The sequence below is a fragment of the Acinetobacter sp. genome, from assembly GCF_050285345.1.
Lineage (GTDB): Bacteria > Pseudomonadota > Gammaproteobacteria > Pseudomonadales > Moraxellaceae > Acinetobacter.
In genome coordinates this window covers 1-21,138 of sequence record NZ_JBLZXR010000105.1, presented here as the reverse complement: position 1 = coordinate 21,138, position 21,138 = coordinate 1, and the positions used below count along the sequence as shown (strand labels likewise).

General features: G+C 40.6%; 16 protein-coding genes and 3 pseudogenes. 8 read left to right on the top strand and 11 right to left on the bottom strand.

Features of this window, described 5'->3' with window-relative positions:
* Positions 1-34: 34 nt before the first annotated feature.
* The 6 genes and pseudogenes from ACN6OV_RS09030 to ACN6OV_RS09005 all read right to left on the bottom strand — a co-directional run.
* Positions 35-652, bottom strand: a pseudogene (locus ACN6OV_RS09030) (cation:dicarboxylate symporter family transporter); the annotation flags it as partial.
* Between the two features lie 97 nt (positions 653-749).
* A pseudogene (locus ACN6OV_RS09025) lies at positions 750-1,425 on the bottom strand (cation:dicarboxylate symporter family transporter); the annotation flags it as partial.
* Positions 1,426-1,939: 514 nt separating this feature from the next.
* Positions 1,940-3,067 carry an ABC transporter permease gene (locus ACN6OV_RS09020; protein WP_427952176.1) on the bottom strand — a complete coding sequence of 376 codons (1,128 nt, stop codon included), beginning with the start codon at positions 3,065-3,067 and terminating at the stop codon, positions 1,940-1,942.
* Entirely contained in the window at positions 3,064-4,194 is a 1,131-nt protein-coding gene (locus ACN6OV_RS09015; protein ID WP_427952174.1) for an ABC transporter permease, read from the bottom strand. Before ACN6OV_RS09015 ends, ACN6OV_RS09020 begins: the two co-directional genes overlap by 4 nt.
* Positions 4,195-5,142: pseudogene (locus tag ACN6OV_RS09010) on the bottom strand (HlyD family secretion protein); the annotation flags it as partial.
* 267 nt (positions 5,143-5,409) lie between these two features.
* Complete coding sequence (locus ACN6OV_RS09005; RefSeq protein WP_427952172.1) at positions 5,410-6,894, bottom strand: TolC family protein; 1,485 nt, start codon at positions 6,892-6,894, stop codon at positions 5,410-5,412.
* Positions 6,895-7,241: 347 nt separating this feature from the next.
* On the opposite strand from ACN6OV_RS09005, the gene serC reads away from it, so the two are divergent.
* On the top strand, positions 7,242-8,321 hold the full coding sequence (serC, locus tag ACN6OV_RS09000; protein ID WP_427952170.1) for a 3-phosphoserine/phosphohydroxythreonine transaminase: 1,080 nt from the start codon (positions 7,242-7,244) through the stop codon (positions 8,319-8,321).
* 616 nt (positions 8,322-8,937) lie between these two features.
* On the opposite strand, the gene ACN6OV_RS08995 is transcribed toward serC, so the two are convergent.
* Positions 8,938-9,870, bottom strand: coding sequence for a hypothetical protein (locus tag ACN6OV_RS08995; protein WP_427952168.1), 933 nt, complete (start codon positions 9,868-9,870; stop codon positions 8,938-8,940).
* A 276-nt stretch (positions 9,871-10,146) separates the two neighbouring features.
* Between ACN6OV_RS08995 and ACN6OV_RS08990 the strand changes: the two genes are divergently transcribed.
* Complete coding sequence (locus ACN6OV_RS08990; RefSeq protein ID WP_427952188.1) at positions 10,147-10,629, top strand: YaiI/YqxD family protein; 483 nt, start codon at positions 10,147-10,149, stop codon at positions 10,627-10,629.
* 2 nt (positions 10,630-10,631) lie between these two features.
* On the top strand, positions 10,632-11,546 hold the full coding sequence (locus ACN6OV_RS08985; protein ID WP_427952166.1) for a DMT family transporter: 915 nt from the start codon (positions 10,632-10,634) through the stop codon (positions 11,544-11,546).
* On the opposite strand, the gene ACN6OV_RS08980 is transcribed toward ACN6OV_RS08985, so the two are convergent.
* Positions 11,543-12,112: a PilZ domain-containing protein gene (locus ACN6OV_RS08980; protein ID WP_427952164.1), complete on the bottom strand. Its 570-nt coding sequence runs from the start codon at positions 12,110-12,112 to the stop codon at positions 11,543-11,545. The genes ACN6OV_RS08985 and ACN6OV_RS08980 overlap by 4 nt on opposite strands.
* Positions 12,113-12,138: 26 nt before the next feature.
* On the opposite strand from ACN6OV_RS08980, the gene ACN6OV_RS08975 reads away from it, so the two are divergent.
* From ACN6OV_RS08975 to ACN6OV_RS08965, 3 genes are all read left to right on the top strand, one after another.
* Positions 12,139-13,374, top strand: coding sequence for a lipoprotein-releasing ABC transporter permease subunit (locus tag ACN6OV_RS08975; protein ID WP_427952162.1), 1,236 nt, complete (start codon positions 12,139-12,141; stop codon positions 13,372-13,374).
* Positions 13,367-14,050: a lipoprotein-releasing ABC transporter ATP-binding protein LolD gene (lolD, locus tag ACN6OV_RS08970; protein ID WP_427952160.1), complete on the top strand. Its 684-nt coding sequence runs from the start codon at positions 13,367-13,369 to the stop codon at positions 14,048-14,050. The genes ACN6OV_RS08975 and lolD overlap by 8 nt, the downstream gene beginning before the upstream one ends.
* Positions 14,051-14,145: 95 nt before the next feature.
* Positions 14,146-16,593: a DNA internalization-related competence protein ComEC/Rec2 gene (locus tag ACN6OV_RS08965; RefSeq protein WP_427952158.1), complete on the top strand. Its 2,448-nt coding sequence runs from the start codon at positions 14,146-14,148 to the stop codon at positions 16,591-16,593.
* Between the two features lie 4 nt (positions 16,594-16,597).
* Here the strand turns inward: ACN6OV_RS08965 and ACN6OV_RS08960 are convergent, their stop codons facing one another.
* The gene (locus ACN6OV_RS08960; RefSeq protein ID WP_427952156.1) at positions 16,598-17,575 is read right to left on the bottom strand and encodes a lysophospholipid acyltransferase family protein; all 978 of its coding nucleotides are present in this window, start codon (positions 17,573-17,575) and stop codon (positions 16,598-16,600) included.
* Positions 17,576-17,703: 128 nt separating this feature from the next.
* On the opposite strand from ACN6OV_RS08960, the gene sppA reads away from it, so the two are divergent.
* Together sppA and ACN6OV_RS08950 are read left to right on the top strand one after the other, a co-directional pair.
* Positions 17,704-18,729 (top strand): signal peptide peptidase SppA, encoded by a 1,026-nt coding sequence (gene sppA, locus ACN6OV_RS08955; protein WP_427952154.1) that lies wholly within the window; start codon positions 17,704-17,706, stop codon positions 18,727-18,729.
* The gene (locus ACN6OV_RS08950; RefSeq protein ID WP_427952152.1) at positions 18,726-19,529 is read left to right on the top strand and encodes an alpha/beta fold hydrolase; all 804 of its coding nucleotides are present in this window, start codon (positions 18,726-18,728) and stop codon (positions 19,527-19,529) included. Before sppA ends, ACN6OV_RS08950 begins: the two co-directional genes overlap by 4 nt.
* An 82-nt stretch (positions 19,530-19,611) precedes the next feature.
* Here the strand turns inward: ACN6OV_RS08950 and purN are convergent, their stop codons facing one another.
* Positions 19,612-20,241 carry a phosphoribosylglycinamide formyltransferase gene (purN, locus tag ACN6OV_RS08945; protein ID WP_427952150.1) on the bottom strand — a complete coding sequence of 210 codons (630 nt, stop codon included), beginning with the start codon at positions 20,239-20,241 and terminating at the stop codon, positions 19,612-19,614.
* A gap of 9 nt (positions 20,242-20,250) precedes the next feature.
* On the bottom strand, positions 20,251-21,138 hold an 888-nt coding region (gene purM, locus ACN6OV_RS08940; RefSeq protein WP_427952148.1), incomplete at its 5' end, for a phosphoribosylformylglycinamidine cyclo-ligase.

Here is a 21,138-nt window from a genome sequence, read left to right as displayed (position 1 = left end):
AGGACGCATTAAGCGTCCTTTTTATGGAATGAAATTAAGCTGCTTTTTTCATTTCTATTTCATAATATTTTTGCTTTTCAACGTCAAATTGACCTTCCCATTTACTGATGACGAGTACGGCTAAGGCATTGCCAATAACGTTCAATACGGTACGCGCCATATCCAAAATACGGTCAATTCCGGCAATAAATGCCAGACCTTCAAGTGGAATGCCGACACTACCTAAAGTAGCAAGTAGCACCACAAATGAAACGCCCGGAACACCAGCAATACCTTTAGAGGTGATCATTAAGGTCAGTACTAAAATTATTTGCTGGCCAATGCTTAAATCAATGCCATAAAGCTGTGCAATGAAAATCGCAGCAATACTTTGATAGAGCGTAGAACCATCAAGGTTAAATGAATAACCAATCGGAATGACGAAACTGGTGATCGGTTTCGGCGCACCATAGGCTTCCATTTTTTCCATGATACGTGGCAAAACTGTCTCTGAACTGGCAGTCGAGTAGGCCAAAATCAATTCATCTTTTAAGATTTTAATGATGGTCAAAATGCTGAAACCACAGAATCTTGCGACAGCACCCAATACAATCAAAATAAAGAACAAGATCGTACCGTAAACCAATGCAGCCAATTTCAGTAGGGGCAACAAGGAACTATAGCTGATTACTTAACTCTTCAGTACACCAAAGACCTTAAAGAATGGAATTTTACAGCTATTTTTACGTGCTAATATTTTTAGAATTTAGCTATAAAACCAAAGTTCGCGACAGTGGCCGCAATCAAGCCGAATACACCAATCGGTGCAAACATCATGATCAGATGGGCCACTTTAAACATGGTTTCAGATACAGCCGTTAAGACATTAATTAATGGCTGTTTTACTTCTTGCTCTAAAGAGCCTAAGCCCACACCAAACATCACAGAGAAAAAGATGATCGGAAGCATTTGCCCACTGGTCAATGCGGCAAAGAAGTTGGATGGAATCAGTGAAAGAATGGTTTGAATCAAACCATGTGAGTTTTCACTCACTTCATGGGTGGTTGCTTGATACTTTGAAATATCGACTTGCGTCAATGCAGACATATCAATGCCGGCACCGGGTTGGAATACGTTGGCTGCTACCAGTCCGACTAAGATTGCAATCGTGGTAATCACTTCAAAATACAGAATGGTTTTGAAACCAAGTTTCCCTAAGTGACTGCCATGACTTGTATTGGCAATACCTAAAATCAGCATTGAAACCACAAGCGGAATAACAATCATCTTAATCAGATTAATAAAAATTGAACCCAGTGGGGTTAAAAAATTATTAACTAAAGCATCACGATATTCAGGAGAATAGTGTAGGAAAGCACCAACAAGTATACCTAGAATGAGAGCAATTACGATTTGCCAGGCAAGGCTCACCTTCATCTTTTTCATACATCAGCTCTTAGGTCAGATTTGGGAGAAAAAAGCCCACAGTCATCCATGAAGCCTATATTGCAGACAGAGAAAATCTGTCAGACAAAAGCTTCTGAATAAATTGGGAGATTAAATACGATACTAGTTTGACGCTTATATGAGAATTCAGCCAATAATTTTAATGAATAATCGACTGTTTGTTTGATTAATTATCATTTTTAGTTGTAAAGCCGATTTAAAATCTAACTTTAATTTATTTAATGAATAATAATTAGTTATGAGTGGGTGAGTGAAAAAAATCCTTGGAAAGTGCAGTGAGTTTAAACACGACTAAGTTTGATGCTCAAAATTTGATGAGGAACTTATGAACTTATTTAATTTTTAAGTAATAAACACATTCGTATGATTGTCTATTTGATCGGCTAACAATGATGTTGAAATTATCCAACACATTGCAGTGACTTCATCCCATTGATGGGAAAACTACGGTCATTATTCATAAATATCCGTATCGATAAAAAGATATGTATATCTAGGTCTTGGGTAATTTTGCGTATTTCAAACGCCAAATCGCAAGGCATAAACAAACAGCAGCAAAAGCTGCGAGATAAATCAGTTTAGGAATGATTAAACTGGTCGGTACACCCATTTGATTTAATTGAATAAACATCTGAATACCTTGGGTTGAAGGTAAAAAATTGGCAATGATCTGCATCCATTCAGGCATGGCGGCGTGTGGCCATGCGGTTCCTGAAAGTAAAAATAGCGGAATCGAGCTAAAGACAACGATATGTCCTGCGCGTTCAGGCAAGTCTAAGAAGGTGGCTAGAAATAAGGTCATGGCGATCACACAACTTAAAAAGATCGGCACAGCAATAAGCATGCCCCAGAAATTACCACCGCGTGGATAGTCATTCAGCCAAAAGGTAAAGCCAAATAAATACAGACAGCCCAAAGTCCCAATGGTCAAAATACTGAAAAAGATCGCCCAGAACTGTGCGTAGCTTGGTCGCCATTGAGGACTTTGTCGATAAGTCGCAATTAGCATACATAAGCCGAGTAAAATCGTTTGATGAATAATCAGTGGTGCGACCGCTGGGAAAATATAGCTGCCATAACCCGACAAAGGATTAAATAATGGAATCTTATGGATGGAAAGTGCCGGACTAAATTCTGAAATATTTTGGAATTTTTCAGCTTGTGCGGCCAGTACGTTTTCTATCGAGGTCGCCAGACCCAATCCAATCAGTTGGGTTTTTAAAAAATTCGCAGCACTGAGATATAAACCAATTCCGCCAGTTTCACCATGGTGAATACTGTTGGATAAATTATGGGGTAAGAGCAAAATGCCATCGGCTTGTTGGGTGCGAATCATTTGTTCGGCTTCGGCAAAGTTACCTGTTACCGCTCGGACTTCAACATTTGGACTATTTTGAACTGTACTGATAATCGTATTGGTCAGTATGCTTTGTTCTTCATCGACCACAATAATTGGCAGTGACTCCGCATGTTCCGCTTGGTATGCAATGGGGTAGAAAAAACTATAGAGAAAGACTGAAAGTATTAGGGTGGTAAAAATCGAACTGTGTTGAACGATATCTTTGAAGGTCTGTCGATAGTTTTGCCAAAATTGAGTCCATCGCGTATTTTTGTATTTCATGTCGATGCCTCTGCCAATACTTTACGTAAAAAGACGTAGGCCAATGCCACATAAAACAGGCAATAAATCATTAATACGATTAAGGGTGTTAATGAAATAGAGATTGGACTGCCAATCACCCATTGTTCAGTTTGTAATTTGGCATAAGGTGTATAGGGAATAATATTGGCCCAAAATTTGGTAAACATCGGTGCATTATTCAAAGGTAAGGTTACGCCCGCAAAACTCAGAGATGAGCCACCATAAACCGCAATAAAACCAAAGGATTTGGCTAAATCACGCGTAGCAAGGACCACAGTGCTACTGATAAAAGCATAAGCACTATAAAAGAAAAATTGCGCAAGCAGGATGAGCCAGAGTGAACCTTGCACAAACCATCCACGGACTGCGATGAGCCAAAACATCCATGCCCATGTCCAAGCGCAAAAAATCAAGACATAGGTGAGATTTTTAGAAACTAAGGCGCGTAGGCGTGAGGGAGAATTGCCCCATTGTTGCGTAGTGCCAAACTTTAATTCCTGACCGACTGAAAATGCCACACAACAGCACAGTAATAAGTGCAGAATTGCCGGAATCATGTAAGGTTCTAAATAGAATTCATAATTCAGCCCTGGGTTAAACAGGGGAGAAATTTTAATATTGGGTGTTGGGGCATCTAAGTAGGGAATTTTATTTTCTAAATATTGGTGACCACTAAAATCCGTCATGGCCTGCAAGGTGCTGAGGAGCATGGCCGAGGAGATACTATTACCGACACTAAAGTAACTCTGATTATAAGCAATGCTGATCTCAGCATCTTTGGCTTGGACAAAACGTTGTTCAGCACCCGCAGGGATATGAATATAGCCCCAAATTTTAGTTTGATTCAGTAAGCGTTCCGCTTCATCCATACTGGGAGTAATCGTTTCAATCTGTAAGCTGTGATTTAAGCGAGAAAATTGGCTGATATTTCGACTTAAATTACTATGATCTTGGTCAACGATGGCAATGGGTAAATGCTCGGGCTTGCCTTGAGCAAACATCGCACTAAACAGCAAGATCACCAATGCAGGGGCGAGGGTGACCATACACAAGTCCCATTTGTGTTGCATCAAATATTGCAGTTCCCGCCAAATGCCCGCCAACATTTATTGAGACTCTTCAATTTTAAACAACACACTCATGCCGACTTTTAAATCAGAAATAGCTTGTACCGGTTTAAGTTGGACTTTGAAACTCCGAATGTCATAACCACCTGTTTGGCGTGTGGTTTTAATGGTGGCAAATTCACCTTCCGCTTCAATATGATCAATCGTAAATTGTGCTGAACGATTCAGCGCAGGAATAAAACCTTCCAGTGATTTGGCTTTATAGACTTGGGCATATTGGTCTTCACGGACATTTAGACTAATCCACAGACTGTCGTCTTGAATCAGGCTTACCACGGGCACACCCATAGCGACAAGTTCAGACACTTTGCCATAGGTTTTAGAAATCGTTCCGGCAGAAGGGGCGACTAATTGGGTTTCTGCTTCTAGTGCATTGGCTTCGTCCAAAGCGGCTTGAGCGATTTTCACCTGTGCATCGGCGGAGCTTTGTTGTTGCGGTGTGCTGCCACGTTTTGCCCGTGCATATTGTTGATAAGCAGCTTCGGTCATTTGTGCAGCAGAAATTGCTGCCGCTTGCATTTCATCACGACGTTGACGAGAAATAACACCTTCTTTAAACAGATTTTGTCCACGTTGATAGGTGGTTTGTGCCAATTGTTGTTGTGCTTTTAGGCTTTGCCAATTGGCATATAAACTGTCGATATTTTCCTGTTGCGAACCGCGTTCAGCCGCTGATTGTAAGGCCAGTGCAGATTGTAGGGCCGCTAAGGCTTGTTGTTTTTTTGCTGCAACTTCTGGGCTGGTTAGTCTGACCAACTCCTGACCTGCTTGAACTTTTTCACCATCCTGCACATAAATTTCTTCAATACGACTCGGCACTTTGGTACTGATATGAATGGTTTCGGCTTCCACGCGTCCTTGCAATTCAACTGGTTTCGGTTGATAACTTTTCCATAAACCAAAAGCAATCAAAGCTAAAAGTAGAATTAAAATAATTACGATGCCAAGTTTAAGCAGTGCCGATTTTTTATCTTGAGCTGTAGGGGGAATAGGTTGATTTTCTTCTTTAGCTATTTCTGACGCTGCTGGCTTTGAATCTGTTATCGCTTGATCTTTTTGCACTGGCGTATTTTCAGCTTCAAGTGATATTTTATCCGCATCCGTTGATCCTGCTACAGATGGTTCTGCCTCAGTGGAGGTGTTTTTTTGCTGATCAGTAGGTTCCTGATTCATATGGTTTTCCCCAGTCTAAGCTTAACGGATGTAATCGGTATATGATTGATTGATATAACTTTGAAATTGATCAATCGAACCATGACTTTGCAATAAAGTCGCAAGCGACATCACATATTTATACGCATTCAAGGCCATTTCACTCTGCAAGCTATTCAGTGCGTTTTGTGCATCAATGACTTGTGTCGCGGTACCCATATCTTCTTTAAAAGAAAGTTGTTGAATCCTTAAGTTTTCTTGTGCGGCTTTGACATTTTGCTGTAACAGTACATGACTTTGCTGTGCGCTACTCGCTTCATTAAAAGAGGTATAAATGGTGGTTTCAATTTCTTGCTTGGTGCGTTCAGTCATAAGTTCTGAGGCATAACGCTGTAATTCGGCTGCGTGTACAGTTTTATTTTTATCAATCCCTGAAAATAAGTTATAACGTGCGGCGACACCGACAATCCAATTTTGTTTGTCATCCAAACTATATTCGCCAAAGGCAAACACGTTGGGCTTTTTCGCAGCACTTTGTGCTTTGACATTGGCATTGGCAAGTTGAGTATCCATGTGCATTTTGCGAATTAGGCTGGATTGATCCTGATAACTTTTTAACAAGGCCGTTAAGTTTTGATTATTTTGCTGGTTAATGAACAGGGGCGTGCTTAAATCAGTAATATCATCGCTCTGAATTAAGTTGTTTAATTTAAACAGGCTGGAACGCAAATTTGCTTCAGTATTTTGATAAACACGTTGTGCATTATTTTGTGCCACTTCAAATTGCATGCGCTGACCTTTACTAATAAACCCCTGACTTTCCATTTTTAAGGCATGGTTATAATGCTGTTGCATCGCCTGTAAATTAAATCGGCTACTGTCTAAGAGTTTCTTTTGTAATTGTGCATTGAAATAGGCTTGGATCAGTTCAAAGCGTTGTATATCCTGTTGCTGTTCGTTAGTCAGTTCACTACGCTGCGCTTGAATATTCGCGATTTCTTTGGTACTTGAGGTCAGTCCGCCTGTATAAATTGGCATCATCACCGAAACCGTTGGGCGAATCACCTGATCATCCAGTACCACTTGAGACGAGTCTGGAATTAACCCTACACCATCACGGATCGGCTGTTGAATACTGTCTTTCAGTGGGGCAGCGAGATCACTTGGTAGTGTTTTATCAATTTTATCGTTCAGCCCATTGGTCAGCGTCTGTTCTAAATTATTTTTTAACGCCCCTAAGGGCACATCTAATTCATTATGAAAAGCATAAGCACGCACATTAAGATCGACGCGCGGTAATCCCAAGCCTTTGAGTGCCTGTGCCTGTAATTGAGCAGATTGTTGCAGCGCCTGATGGGCCTGACTGCTATACGACGTGGTTACAATTTGCTGTTCGGCTTGTACATAACTGATGCTTTGAGCAAGTATGGTTTGACTGCATACTACGCTCAAACTTCCTAGTGCAAAGCATAATCCAGATGCTAAATTTTGTTTGAATCTAGAATTATTGGTTTGAAATAGAGGCATGAATCATACTCACAGCTAGTAGGGCATTATTATAGACTTTGTTTTTAAAATGCGTAAAACCATAAAGTTATTGTATGGTTTCATATACATCTGTAAAGAAAATGCAGTTTTATTTTTATGCATACAGGATGCTTAAAATGGACGAGATTCAGCATTTATTCAATAGATAAAAAATATCAGTAAAGCTAATAATCTGAAATACGAAGAAATAAAACCGAGTTTGATTGATATTTTGACTTTAAATGCCACATAGCATTGGAATATTTTAGCTTTTATCTACTGCAAGCACGGGCGAGATGTGGTTAAATGCCATCATTTTATTGTGTTTCACTTTGAAAGGAAAAATCATGCGCGCGTACAACTTCTGTGCTGGTCCTGCTGCATTACCAACTGCCGTATTAGAAAAAGCTCAGGCTGAAATGCTTGACTGGCATGGCAAAGGTCTTTCGATCATGGAAATGAGCCACCGTAGCAAAGACTATGTCGCTGTTGCAGAAAAAGCGGAAGCTGACCTGCGTAAACTCATGAATATTCCAGATAACTATAAAGTTCTTTTCCTTCAAGGTGGTGCATCCCTTCAATTCTCTGCAATTCCGCTAAACCTTTTGGGTAAAAACAGCAAAGCCGATTATATCCATACTGGGATTTGGTCAGAAAAAGCGTTAAAAGAAGCGCAGCGCTATGGTGACATTAATGTTGTCGAAGCGGGTACAACGATCGATGGCAAACTTGCGATTACTGACCAAAGTACGTGGAATCTATCTGATGATGCCGCTTATGTGCACTATGCAGAAAATGAAACCATCGGTGGGATTCAATTCTCGAAAATTCCTGAAACGGATAAACCACTTGTTGCCGATTTATCATCAAGTATCTTATCTGCGCCATTAGATGTGTCTAAATTCGGTTTGATTTATGCCGGTGCGCAAAAAAATATCGGTCCTGCAGGTTTGACTCTGGTTATTATTCGTGACGATTTATTGGATCAAGCCAAAGCTGAAATTCCAAGCATTTTGAAATATTCTGCGCAAGCGAAAAATGGTTCAATGGTCAATACACCAGCAACATATGCTTGGTACTTATCAGGTCTCGTTTTCGAATGGTTACTTGAACAAGGTGGTGTAGAAGCTATCTATAAAGCGAACTTGGCAAAAGCTGAATTACTGTATGGTTACATCGATTCGAGCGATTTCTATGCCAACCCAATTGCAAAAGAATTCCGTTCAATCATGAACGTTCCATTTACTTTAGCCAATCCTGAATTGGAAAAACAATTCTTGAAAGAAGCTGAAGAACATCATTTGCTTAACTTAGCTGGTCACCGTTCAGTAGGTGGTATGCGTGCAAGTATTTACAACGCTGTGCCACTTGAAGGTGTGCAAGCATTGGTAAACTTTATGGATGACTTTGCAAAACGCAATGCATAATCCATAAAGCATAAAAAACCGGCAATTGCCGGTTTTTTATTTAAATAGCTTAGAGAATAAAAGTATGGAGCATGTATGCACAAATCAGCATGCCTAAAATAAAAAACAAGCAGGACATCGGCTCAATTTGATATCGAGTTTCCATTGAATGATCGACTTGTGATAAGTTTTCTTCTTGCACGACTTTCATAGATATTCTTTCCGATCTATTTATCGTTAATAACTGTTTCTTAACCGCATTTTTAACATAAATATTTGATTAAATAAAGTACTATCTTCGCTAAACTGACTCAACGATTTCATTTATTTAAAAAGAGCCCACTGAACAATTCAATATGTTTTCAGAATGAAGATATCTTGTTTATTTTGCTGAACTTTTCAAAATTGATATTTTAGAGCCAATATTAATTTGAATTATTGGTTTTTTAATTGAATCGTGTGGAAGTGATTATAAATTGAATTTAAAAACAGAATAAAATGATCCTACTGTGGGTAAATTGTATACAGATAATAAAATCATCAGCGAATACATCGTTTTAATGGAGTAAAAAACCGCCAATCATGACGGTTTTTTGCATAACGATTTCTTACATCAAAATGATGTTTTAAATTTTAGTTAAGCAGATTTTGCGTAGATATTCGCCTGTATCCACAGGTTGCCACGAATATATTGACCAACTGAAAAATCTTTATGTTCCGGGTTACGTGTTGCAACACGAACAATCACAGCTTCTTGATTGTCTTCATGGATCAAGGTGACATCATATAAGGTGTATTCTTGGTCTTTAAACTGCATACTGGTTTTACCGACGATATGTCCTTGGAACCAAGCTTCATCTTCTTGCCCAAGTGTTTCGCCATAGAGATAAGCCACCATTTGCGAAAAATCTACAGTGACTGGCGCTTTATCATCTTCAGATTTTGGCTGCCAAGCTTTAATCTGTTCGTGTAAATCGGCAGGTGCAACGCCATTATTTGCAGCCAAAATATCATTTAAAGCACGATGATGTTTGATTGAAGCAGGGTCATCGACCACGAGCTGTTCATGTTCAGCAACCGGTTCAAGTTCATAGGCCCATGCATTCAGTTGCACACAATAAGTGGCATCTTTTTCGTATTGATTATGGTTGACACTATATAAGCTGTCAAAAGCATAGACGCTGGTATTGGCACCTAAATCCAAGCAAAGCACCGCTTGGGTATTGGATTTACAAGTAATAATCCGTTCAATGGTCGCTTTGGTTTTATAAGGACTATCGAAACTTGGGAAAGCGGTTTTCACGGCTTTGGGTTTATTGTTTTCGACAGCAATCACTTGGCACAGTTGAATTGCTGCTTTAGATGGGCCTTGAATCAGCCATGTATTTTGATCCATATCGGCTTCTTGTGCACATAGGCCCATTGGCATAATTGGTGCATCGAGTGCCTGACCCAACCAAACAGGAACATCCGTTGTTGGGTTGCCGGTAAGCAAAGTCCAGTGCTCAACGTGACTACCAAAAGTCTGGTCTTCAATAGTGATAATTTCAGGGCTATTTTGTTTTTTCATATGCACAATTGATTGTTGGGTTAGGTTTATATAATAAATCGAGGGTTATTTGAAATTTTCAAGTCACCGAACTCATATTTATCATGAAATCACGTATAAAGTATGTTTATTCACAGATTTAACTGTAATTCATGCTAAAAAATGTTCTCAGTATTTACTCGATTGAACATCAAAATATTCTCATGCTGAGAGAAATCTAATGTTGCGCTTTATTTCGAGCCACCCAATTTGCCATGTAGATTTGCTAAAATAGCGGCAACTTATCATTTTGATGGAATACATGTGTTGCCATTTAAACTTTGGGTCGATGCAGATGCTTTACCGCGAATTTTACGTGATGTGATTATTCGTGCATCGGATCGTTACCAGTTAGAAGTCACTTTTGTGGCCAATCAAAATGTAGGAATTACGCCTTCAGTACGGATCAACTCGATTCAGGTGATGAGTGGGGCAGATGCAGCAGATAAAGAAATTATCCAGCGCATGCAAGAAAATGACATCGTGATGACGCAGGATATTCCTTTGGCGGCTGAAGTGATTGAACGTGGCGGGATTGCCATTCATCCACGTGGTGAAATTTATACCACTGCAAATGTCAAAGCACGCTTACATTTACGTGATTTTATGGATACGTTGCGTGGTGCAGGGGTACAAACAGGTGGCCCTGCGCCGATTTCTGAACGGGATAAACGAGAGTTTTCCAGTAGTCTGGATCAAACGATTCAAAAGCAAAAACGTAAAACTGCGCAGAAGCCATAAATATGCCCTCTAAAGCCAATTTGGCAACCACCTACGTTTTATTAATTTTTATTTGGTCTACCACGCCTCTGGCGATTGTGTGGAGTGTTAGTGATTTAAATGCATTCTGGGCATTGGCATTACGGTTTTTTTTGGCCTTGCCATTGGCTGTGGCTTTGCTCTTTATTTTTAAAAATAAATTACCGATGGATAAGCTGTCCTTGCAGAGTTATTTGGCTGGCTCATTAAGTTTTATTGGTTCGCAAATTTTTACTTATATGGCAACGGCTTATTTAAGCTCGGGCATGATTGCGTTGATGTTTGGTCTCGCACCGATTATGACGGGGCTGATTGGTCGTTTCTTTTTTCATGTCCATTTACATCGTTTGCAGTGGGTCGGTATGGCCGTTGCCGTAACGGGGCTGAGTATTATCTGCTTAGGTGGCAGCGATCATCATATCAATCCAATTGGTATTGTCCTGATGCTGATCAGTGTATGCGTGTATTGTGTTTCAATGTTTTGGGTGAAAAAGGTCAATGCACCGTTACAACCGATGTCGCAAGCCACAGGTTCAATTTTAATTTCAGCTTTATTTTCTCTGTGTATGCTGCCATTTATTTGGCAGGAGATGCCGACGCAGCTACCATCTACAAAAGCGCTGATCGGATTGTTTTATTCGGTGATTATGGCTTCACTGGTAGCGATGTTCTGCTATTTTAAATTGGTGCAAAACATTAAAGCGACCACATTATCATTAACTACGGTAATGACACCGATGTTGGCGATGTTATTTGGCGCGATATTGAATGATGAAAAATTAACAGTGCTGGTGGTGGTAGGTGCCGTGATTTTATTGTCTGGTCTATTTATCTATTTTTATAAAGATTTTAAGGCAAGTCGTGAGCTTGCCCAAAAAATCAGTACATCCAAACATTAGTTTTTGTTTTGCGTTAATGAAATAGATTCAGCCAGTTTGGCACGGTCTTGTGGCAGGAGCGTGATAAAATACGCACCGGTACGGTACAGGTTAGTTTCTTCTTCACGGCTGTAAACCACTTGTGCGGTTGCAGCGATATGGAAGAAATTTTCAGGGTGGCTTAAGGTCACGTGGATATAAGTACCTTCTTTAATTGGTCTTTCACTAAAAAAGCTTAAACCTGTTTCTGAAAAATTGACATGTTCAGGTACTGGTAACATGCTTTGTACAATTGCGTCATACAAAGAACCCGTAATCAGGTTTAACTTTTGGTTAAATAAGGATAAGATTCGAGCAATTTGTTGATCTTTCTCAGCTAATTGTTCTAATTCGTAGTTGAGTGCATGATCAAATTGATCTAATTCAGCAAGTAGTAGAAAATAGCGCGGCAATACAAAATTAGGATCGTAAGGATCATTCAGTGCAACATCATCAGAGATAATCTGATAGTTGATGCGCAAAGCAGCATCGATACGCGACATTACACGGCGTTCAGTTTGAACGCTTTGATGCTGTAAATTTTCCATAATATATTACCTCGGACTAGATGGTTATGTTTAAACCAATCTCGCTGTATATAGGGTTGAGATACACTCGCGCACGGCGCAGTAACCACTTTATTTCTTTTATTGCTCTGGTGTCCATGATCGGCCTCACCCTAGGTGTAGCAGTCCTGATTACAGTTTTATCTGTGATGAATGGCTTCGATCGTGAGCTTAAAACGCGTGTTTTGGGAATGATACCTCAAGCTACTGTTTCTTCAACACAAATCTTAACAAATTGGCCAGAACTTGCAAAAAAAATTGAGCAGCATGAGCATGTTCAGGGTGTAGCACCATTTACACAATTACAGGGGATGCTCACCGCCCAAGGGCAGGTGTCGGGCATTATGGTCAGCGGTATTGAACCTGAGTATGAAAAGAAGGTTTCAATTATTCAAGATCATATGGTAGAAGGCAGTATTGATAACCTGAAAAAAGGTGAATTCGGTATCGTCCTCGGCAAGCAAATGACTGATGCTTTAGGTCTTGGTTTGAATGATAACGTGACCTTGGTTTTGCCTGAAGCTACGCCTTCACCAGCAGGTGTGGTGCCACGTTTTAAACGCTTTAAGATTGTCGGTATTTTCAGTATTGGTGCCGAAGTCGATTCAATGATGGGCTATGTGGCTTTGAATGATGCGTCAACTTTATTGCGTCTTCCAGACGGCGCTCAAGGCATTCGCATGAAGTTGGACGATATTTTTGCAGCGCCACAAGTTTCTCAAGAAATCGTGCGTGATTTACCTGCAAACTTCTATGCCTCTGATTGGACCTATACGCACGGCAACTTGTTTAGTGCCATTCAAATGGAAAAGGCGATGGTCAGCCTATTACTGTTCCTGATCGTATTGGTTGCAGCTTTTAATATTGTGTCTTCATTGGTCATGGTGGTGACCGATAAAAAATCTGATATCGCAATCCTACGTACTTTGGGGGCTTCACCGGGCACGATTACCCGTATTTTTATGGTGCAAGGTACCGTGATCGGGGTGATTGGTACTGTTTCGGGCGCTATTTTGGGTGTTATTGCCGCATCGAGTATCAGTAACTTGGTTGGTTGGTTAAACAATACTTTAGGCCTCAATATGTTTGATGCCTACTTTATTAATTACTTGCCCTCATATTTAAGATGGCAAGATGTCGCGGTGATTGTGACTTTATCTTTGGGCTTAAGTTTCGTTGCGACCATTTACCCAGCGTTACGTGCTGCCAAAGTTCAACCCGCAGAGGCATTACGTTATGAGTAACTTAATCTTAGATGCCAAAAACATCACCAAGTCTTTTACTGATGGAAAGTCCACCGTCGATGTGATTCGTGGTTTATCGCTACAAGTTAAAGCAGGTGAGTTTGTTTCGATTGTCGGTTCGAGTGGTTCAGGTAAAAGTACCTTATTGCATGTCTTGGGTGGCTTAGATCGTCCGACTTCAGGTGAAGTACTTATCAATGGCGCACGATTCGACACCTTGGGTGAAGCTGAACGTGGCTATGTGCGAAATGAACATCTTGGTTTTGTCTACCAGTTCCATCATTTGTTACCTGAATTTACCGCGCTTGAAAATGTCGCCATGCCATTGATGCTACGTAAATCGAGTAACTTTAAAGAAGTGAAACAGCAAGCTGAATATTTGTTGGAGCGTGTCGGCCTATCGCATCGTCTGACGCATAAACCGGGCGAGCTATCGGGGGGGGAACGCCAACGTGTCGCTTTAGCACGTGCATTGGTGGCAAAACCGAAGCTGATGATGGCGGATGAACCGACCGGAAACCTTGATCGTAAAACTGCGGTAAAGATTTTTGAGTTGTTATCTGAACTGCGTAAAGAGTTCAATATGGCGATGTTGATTGTGACCCATGATGAGTATTTAGCGCAATCGGCAGATGCGATTTTGCATATGCAAGATGGTCTTTGGGTGGAAGAGTAAGCTCATCGCTGAATTAGTGGATTAAGATTGTTTCATTGAAGCTCACCTCGGTGGGCTTTATTATTGCCCGCAAAGAATAACAATAAAGATACGGCATGTTGCAATGGTTTTGCGTGGGATGGATTGTGGGTATTGCAGGGATGGGAACGACGTTCTGGAATCCTCATCTGGCAATGGGTTGGATAATTCTCCTTTTTATGATTTGGCAGTTGATTCAGCCCGTTCTTTTTAACCGACCTGAACGTATTCCCCTTAACGGCTTACAATTGTTTGCCAATCTCATGTTAGGTCTATTATTGGGTTTTAGTTATGCTAATACCCAACTAGACGAACGTTTAGCTTTTATTGAGCAAGATTCAAGGCAAGGTGAATTCATCGTTTATGTGCCACAAATTAGCCAATTAAAACAACAGCGTATTCAGCAAAAAGTCGAAGTATTAAGTCCAAATAAAGCTATTCAATATTTTATGGTGTATTGGCCGAGAATCTCTGAGCAGTACCCAGATGGAAGTCCAGAACCAATTCCCGGGCAATATTATCGGATTAAAGGACAAATTAAACCGAGTCAAAGTTATGTCACTTCGGGTGCCTTTGATCAAGAAAAATGGAACCTACAACAAAATATTCATGCAAATTTGAGTGCAAAAGAAGTGGAGCAACTGACTGCACAGCAGATTTATACGCTTGGATTTACCCAACAATATCAAATTCATCAGTCATGGCTGCATCAGCTAAATATTCAGATTGAATTGAAACGTCTTGCCTTACGTGAATTTATTAAGCAACAACCTTTAAGAAATACGGGGTTATTATTAGCCTTATTAACTGGTGATAAAAGTTTGCTAAATCATGGCACTAGTCAACTGTTTCAGCGCTTTGGCATGAGTCATTTATTGGCTATATCAGGGCCACATGTACTGGTATTTGCCATGATGGCATGTTGGTGGGTGAAACGAATGACCCGAAAATTTTGGCCCAACCTGTATTTAAAATGGCCTGAACAGTATGTGTTGATTCCACCATTTTTAATTTGCGTTTTAGCATATTGTGCATTTACGGGATTTGAGGTTCCTGCTTTAAGAACCCTGATTATTTGTATGGTTGCATGTACGATGTTGATTTTACAGCAGCCGATACGTGCTTTACAGCTCTTGCTGTTCAGTGCTGCGTTGTTATTGCTGTTTGATCCTTTTAGTATTTTATCTGCAGCTTTTTGGTTGTCTTATGGGGCGTGTTTCATCTTACTTCGAATCTATCAGTCACTAAAATCACCTAAAAATGATGGGCTCAATTTAAATTCGTGGCAGAAGCTTAAATCTACGTTGAAAATACTGGTCGAATCACAGTGGAAAATATTTGTGGCCTTATTTCCATTGATGATTATTTTCTTTAAACAGATTGCGTGGATTACGCCATTGAGTAATTTGTTTGCGATTCCTTGGTTAGGTTTGGTTGTCGTGCCACTGGATATTCTTGCAGCACTTTGCACCTTTGTTTCAGACCCTTTAGCTGCGATGATTTTTCAATTGAATGATTGGTGCCTAGAAGCTTTACACCTCTTTTTATATGGTTTAGACCGAATTTTTTCAGCCCAAATGCAGGATATTGCACTAAACCCATGGCAGCTTGGGCTATTGATTTTGGCGATTTTTATTTTCTTTCTTCCTCATGGCGTTGTGCCACGATTATGGACTGCAATTGCGTTGATTGCGGTTATTATTCCATTCAAACCACAACATGCGTTTCAGCTTTCTGTGCTTGATGTGGGGCAGGGCCAGTCGATCTATATCCAATACAAACAGCACAATATGATGGTCGATTTTGGTGGCAACTATGATGAAACGCAATTTAGTATTGGACAGAATATCATCCGTCCATTTTTATCGCTGCAAGGAGTTCATCGACTGGAACAAGTGGTACTGACTCATCTGGATCAAGATCATAGTGGGGGATTTTTCTCATTAGAGCGTCAATTGGCAATTGGGCTGCTCTACAGTAATGCACAAGTCAATACGCTAAATCCCGCACCGCAACGTTATTGCCAACGAGGACACCGTTGGAATTGGGAGAATAAAATATTTTTTGAATTCCTGTCTCCGAGTCCACAGCAATTACATCTTGCTGCTTTGAATGCCAATGAAAGTTCATGTGTGCTGCATGTGTCTGTGCCAGAGGCAACTGGATTCAAAAATTATGTATTGATGGGCGATGCGGGCTGGGAAACGGAGTATCAAATTTTACAACATTATCCGAATTTAAAAGTTGATGTATTGGTTTTGGGGCATCATGGGAGCCGTCATAGTTCAGCCTATGCTTTCTTAAAGCAACTTCAACCCAAACTGGCAGTTGCTTCAGCAGGTCGCTTTAATCGTTATGGGCATCCTGCTGCATTAACCCAAGTTAGATTACAGCAACTCGGTATTCCACTATTACAAACAGCAACCAGTGGCAGTATTCATTTTATTCAACAAGATCAAAATATTAAGGTCACAGAAGAACGGGTGAAATATAAATGGTTATTTCGCCCCAAAGAACAGGAGTAAATTTCTAAGCCAGATTTTGCTCTGTTAATGTCGTTTGTTCCTGAATATAGTGTTCACGGACTTCTTGAAGACGCTGAGCTGCTTCTTCCTCACTAATATTGTATAAATCTCTCAGTTGAGGATTGGCTTTAAAGCGTTTATAGCTCCAGTGATAGTGCTCTGGGTAGCGGTGAATCAGGTTTTCGATCGCGTCGAAAATGACAGTAGAACCTGCATTGGCATTACCGTCATAAATTTTTTCATCCAATGGCTCAATATGTATTTCAAAACCGTGATTATCATTGCGGATGGCATATAGCAAGAGTGCACGTGCTTTGGTTTTTTGAATCAATTTTGCACTTAAATTACTGGTTTTGAGGGGAATCCCGAAATAGGGAAGCATTTCCCCACCCACATTAGGGGTGTGGTCAGGTAAAATTACCGTCGTGCCACCTTGCTTTAAGGCTTTAAAAATTTGACGTACCCCTGACTCATCGGTTGGAACCAATGTTGCTTGTTCACGACTACGTGCAGCGCGGACAAAATTATTGGCAGACTCACTTTTGACTGGTTTATACATAATGGTCATTTTAGTGAATTGTGCGACCCATGCATTCATAATTTCCCAAGTCCCAAAATGAGGCACGACCAGCACGACACCTTTGGCCAATTGAAGAGCATTGTGTAAATGTTCTTCGCCATGCACGCGATGAATACGTTGAATATTTTTTTGTGTACTGGCACTCCAAATATTAAAGAATTCAAAATAAGAGGTCAGCTCATTGCGAATGGCTTGCTTGGTTAATTGAGTTCGCTCTGCATCAGAAAGCTCAGGCAACGCAATTTTCAGGTTACGTTGAATAGTGGAAGAGGTTTTTGAAATCTTAAAAATATTGACTAACCCAGCCAAACCTTTTGCAATTAATCTAGAAATTTGAATAGGTTGGCGGCTGATAAATTTTAACAGGTAAAATGTGGTGTCCTGTGAATGTGGGTCGGTCATCTTATTTAAGTCTGATACACATAAAGGGAAATTTGAAATAATTATAAGGGAAAATGAATAGATTAGACAGTTATCGTGATTAGCATGTATATAATGACAACAAATTTACGATTAATAAGGTTTTTTATATGTCCGAATGGCCACCAAAACCTGAAGAAAAACATCAGGCTTCTTCAAATAATATTCAGCAGCCAACTGGAAATGAGTGGAAAATTCTAGAAAAGGCCGTGCTTTCTTCAGTGGAAGAACAACGCAGAGCGCGCCGATGGGGCATATTTTTTAAATTTTTAACATTTGCTTATCTACTGATTATTATCATTGCGATGGCGAAAAGCTGTAGTACTTCCTCAACCGATCCAACAGCGACAGCAGGTTCACACATTGCGGTGGTGGATATTATTGGCACAATTGCTGCCGACAAACAAAGCGTGAATAGTGTCAATACGATCAAAGCGTTGAAAAAAGCCTATGAAAATAAGCAAAGCAAGGCAATTGTATTAAATATTAACTCGCCGGGTGGTTCGCCAGTACAATCTGATGAGATTTGGCAAGAAATTCAGTACCTGAAAAAGCAGCATACGGATAAAAAACTGTATGCCATTATTGGGGATACTGGCGCTTCGGGTGCGTACTATATCGCTTCCGCAGCCGATGAAATTATTGTGAATCCATCAAGCTTGGTGGGTTCTATCGGTGTAATTATGCCGAATTATGGCGTCAATGGCCTGATGCAAAAGCTCGGTGTTGAAGACCGCACCATGACTTCAGGTGAAAACAAAGCCATTTTATCCATGACGCAGCCTGTGGACTCTGCACAAAAAGCACATGTTCAAGGCGTGTTGGATAATGTACATGCACATTTCATTAATGCGGTGAAAGAAGGTCGTGGTCAAAAGTTGAAATCAACTGATCCTGCTATTTTTTCAGGTTTATTCTGGACAGGTGAGCAAGCGGTGAAATTGGGTATTGCTGACCGTACAGGCAGTCTCAACAGTTTGAAACGTGAGCTAAAAACTGAAAAAGCCGTTAACTATACTATTGAATACAGTCCATTTGAGTCTGTGTTAGGCCGTATGGGAAGTTCAATTGGACACGGTTTTGCCAGTTCTTTGTCTCAACAAGTTCAATCTGAAAATACCGCGAAGTTGCAATGAAACCATTAATTCATTTTGCGCATGCTAATGGCGTACCATCACGGGTATATCAAAAACTTTTTGATTTACTGAGTGATGAATACGATGTGATTTATGTCCCTTTGTTGGGGCCAGATAAGCGTTATCCAATTGACAATCATTGGAAAAGCCTCACGCAACAGGTCATTGATAGTATTGTTCGTCAAGCCAATGGGCGAAAGGTGATTGGTCTGGGCCATTCATTGGGTTCGGTTTTGACATTTCAGGCTGCTTTACAGCGCCCTGAATTGTTTAAACAGGTGCTGATGATTGATCCACCGATGATTATGGGTAAAGAGTTATTGGCTTTACACATTGCCAAGACTTTAAAACTTAAAGTCGTGGATAAAATGTCACCTGCGGGTTTGTCGAAACGTCGCCGTGATCATTGGGACAGTCGTGAGCAAGCCGCTGAATTGCTTCGTCCCAAAGGTTTTTATCAAGCTTTTGATTCAGATTGCTTTCAAGCCTATATTGATTACGCACTGATGGAAGATAAAGTCCGTGGTGGGGTAGAACTGACAATTTCTAAAGATGATGAGGTACAAATTTTCCGTACCAATCCATCTTTGTGGTGGTTGCCACAGTCGAAACCTAAAGTTCCGGTGCAGCTTTTGATTGCAGAAAAGGGGCCATTTTTACCACTTAGATTTCCGCAAATGATTGAAAAGAAATTTGGGATTCCATTTAAAGTGGTTTCTGGGAGTCATATGTTCCCATTGGAAAAACCTGAATTTACGGTGGAAACGATCAAGCAGATGTTGAAGTTACATCAAGTTTAAAAAGTACTTTTGATAAAGCACAAAAAAACGCATCCTTGGATGCGTTTTTTATTTGAATCTTCGTCAATAAATACCGAGAAACTTAAAACTTACAGAATTGTACAGGCTCAGTCATCGGTTGACCGCGGTATAGAACACCATCCTGAGTATGCTGAATCGTGCCATTACAAATCCATTCCGCAACTTGCGGATAGATCAGATGTTCCAGCACATGTACTCGGTTTGCAAGTGTGCTGGCATGATCATGCACATTCACTTTCAGTACACCTTGTGCCAGCGCCTGACCGGCATCTAGTTCAGCAGTGACATAATGCACGGTACAACCATGCAACACATCACCGCTATTCAACACACGTTGATGTGTATGCATGCCTTTATAGTGTGGCAACAGAGAAGGGTGAATGTTGAGCATTTTCCCTTCCCAGTTTTTGACAAACTTCGCGCTGAGAATGCGCATAAAGCCTGCAAGAATCACTAAATCAACATTCCAGTCGAGAAGTTGCTGATGCATAACATCATCAAATGCTTCACGACTTGGATATTGTTTATGTTCAATTACCGCTGTAGCAATATTGGCTTTTTCTGCACGTTGTAGTGCATAGGCATCAGGCTTGTTGGAAATCACCCCAACAATTTGCCCTGATAGATTGGCATCTATCAGGGCTTGGAGGTTACTTCCGCTGCCTGAAACGAGGACAGCAATTTTAATCATCAGTGTGGCTTATGCGAAAACAACACGGATTTTTTCGTCAGCACCTGCAACAGATTCAGCATTGTCTGCAATATGGCCCATAGTCCATGCTTTTTCGCCAAATTTGTTGAGTAATTCAACAGTTTTGTCAGCGTCGCTTGCATCAACAACCAAGACCATACCAACGCCACAGTTAAATGTGCGGTACATTTCGAATTGTTCAACACCACCTTCTTTTTGAAGCAGTTTGAACAGTTCAGGCCATTCCCAAGATGCTTCATTCACTACCGCTTGCGCACCATTTGGCAGTACACGTGGCAGGTTACCCGGTAAGCCACCACCTGTGATGTGTGCCATCGCGTGAACATCAACTTCTTTTAACAGTTGAAGAATAGATTTTACATAAATACGTGTTGGTTCCATTGCCACGTCAGCAAGTGGACGACCATCAACGATTTGAGTTAAATCAACATTCTTAACGTCTAAGATTTTACGCAGTAAAGAATAGCCGTTTGAGTGTGCGCCTGAAGATGCAATACCCACTAAAACGTTACCCGCTTTAACTTTAGAGCCATCAATAATTTTACTTTGCTCAACGACACCTACGCAGAAACCTGCAAGGTCGTAGTCTTCGCCTTCATACATACCGGGCATTTCAGCAGTTTCACCACCGACCAAAGCACAGCCTGCAAGTTCACAACCAGCACCAATACCAGTTACTACATTTGCAGCAACATCAACATTTAAGTGACCTGTTGCATAGTAATCAAGGAAGAATAGTGGTTCAGCACCACATACAAGAAGGTCGTTTACGCACATTGCAACCAAGTCTTGACCAATCGTGTCATGACGGTTCAAATTCAATGCTAAACGTAATTTTGTACCAACACCATCTGTGCCAGATACGAGAACAGGTTC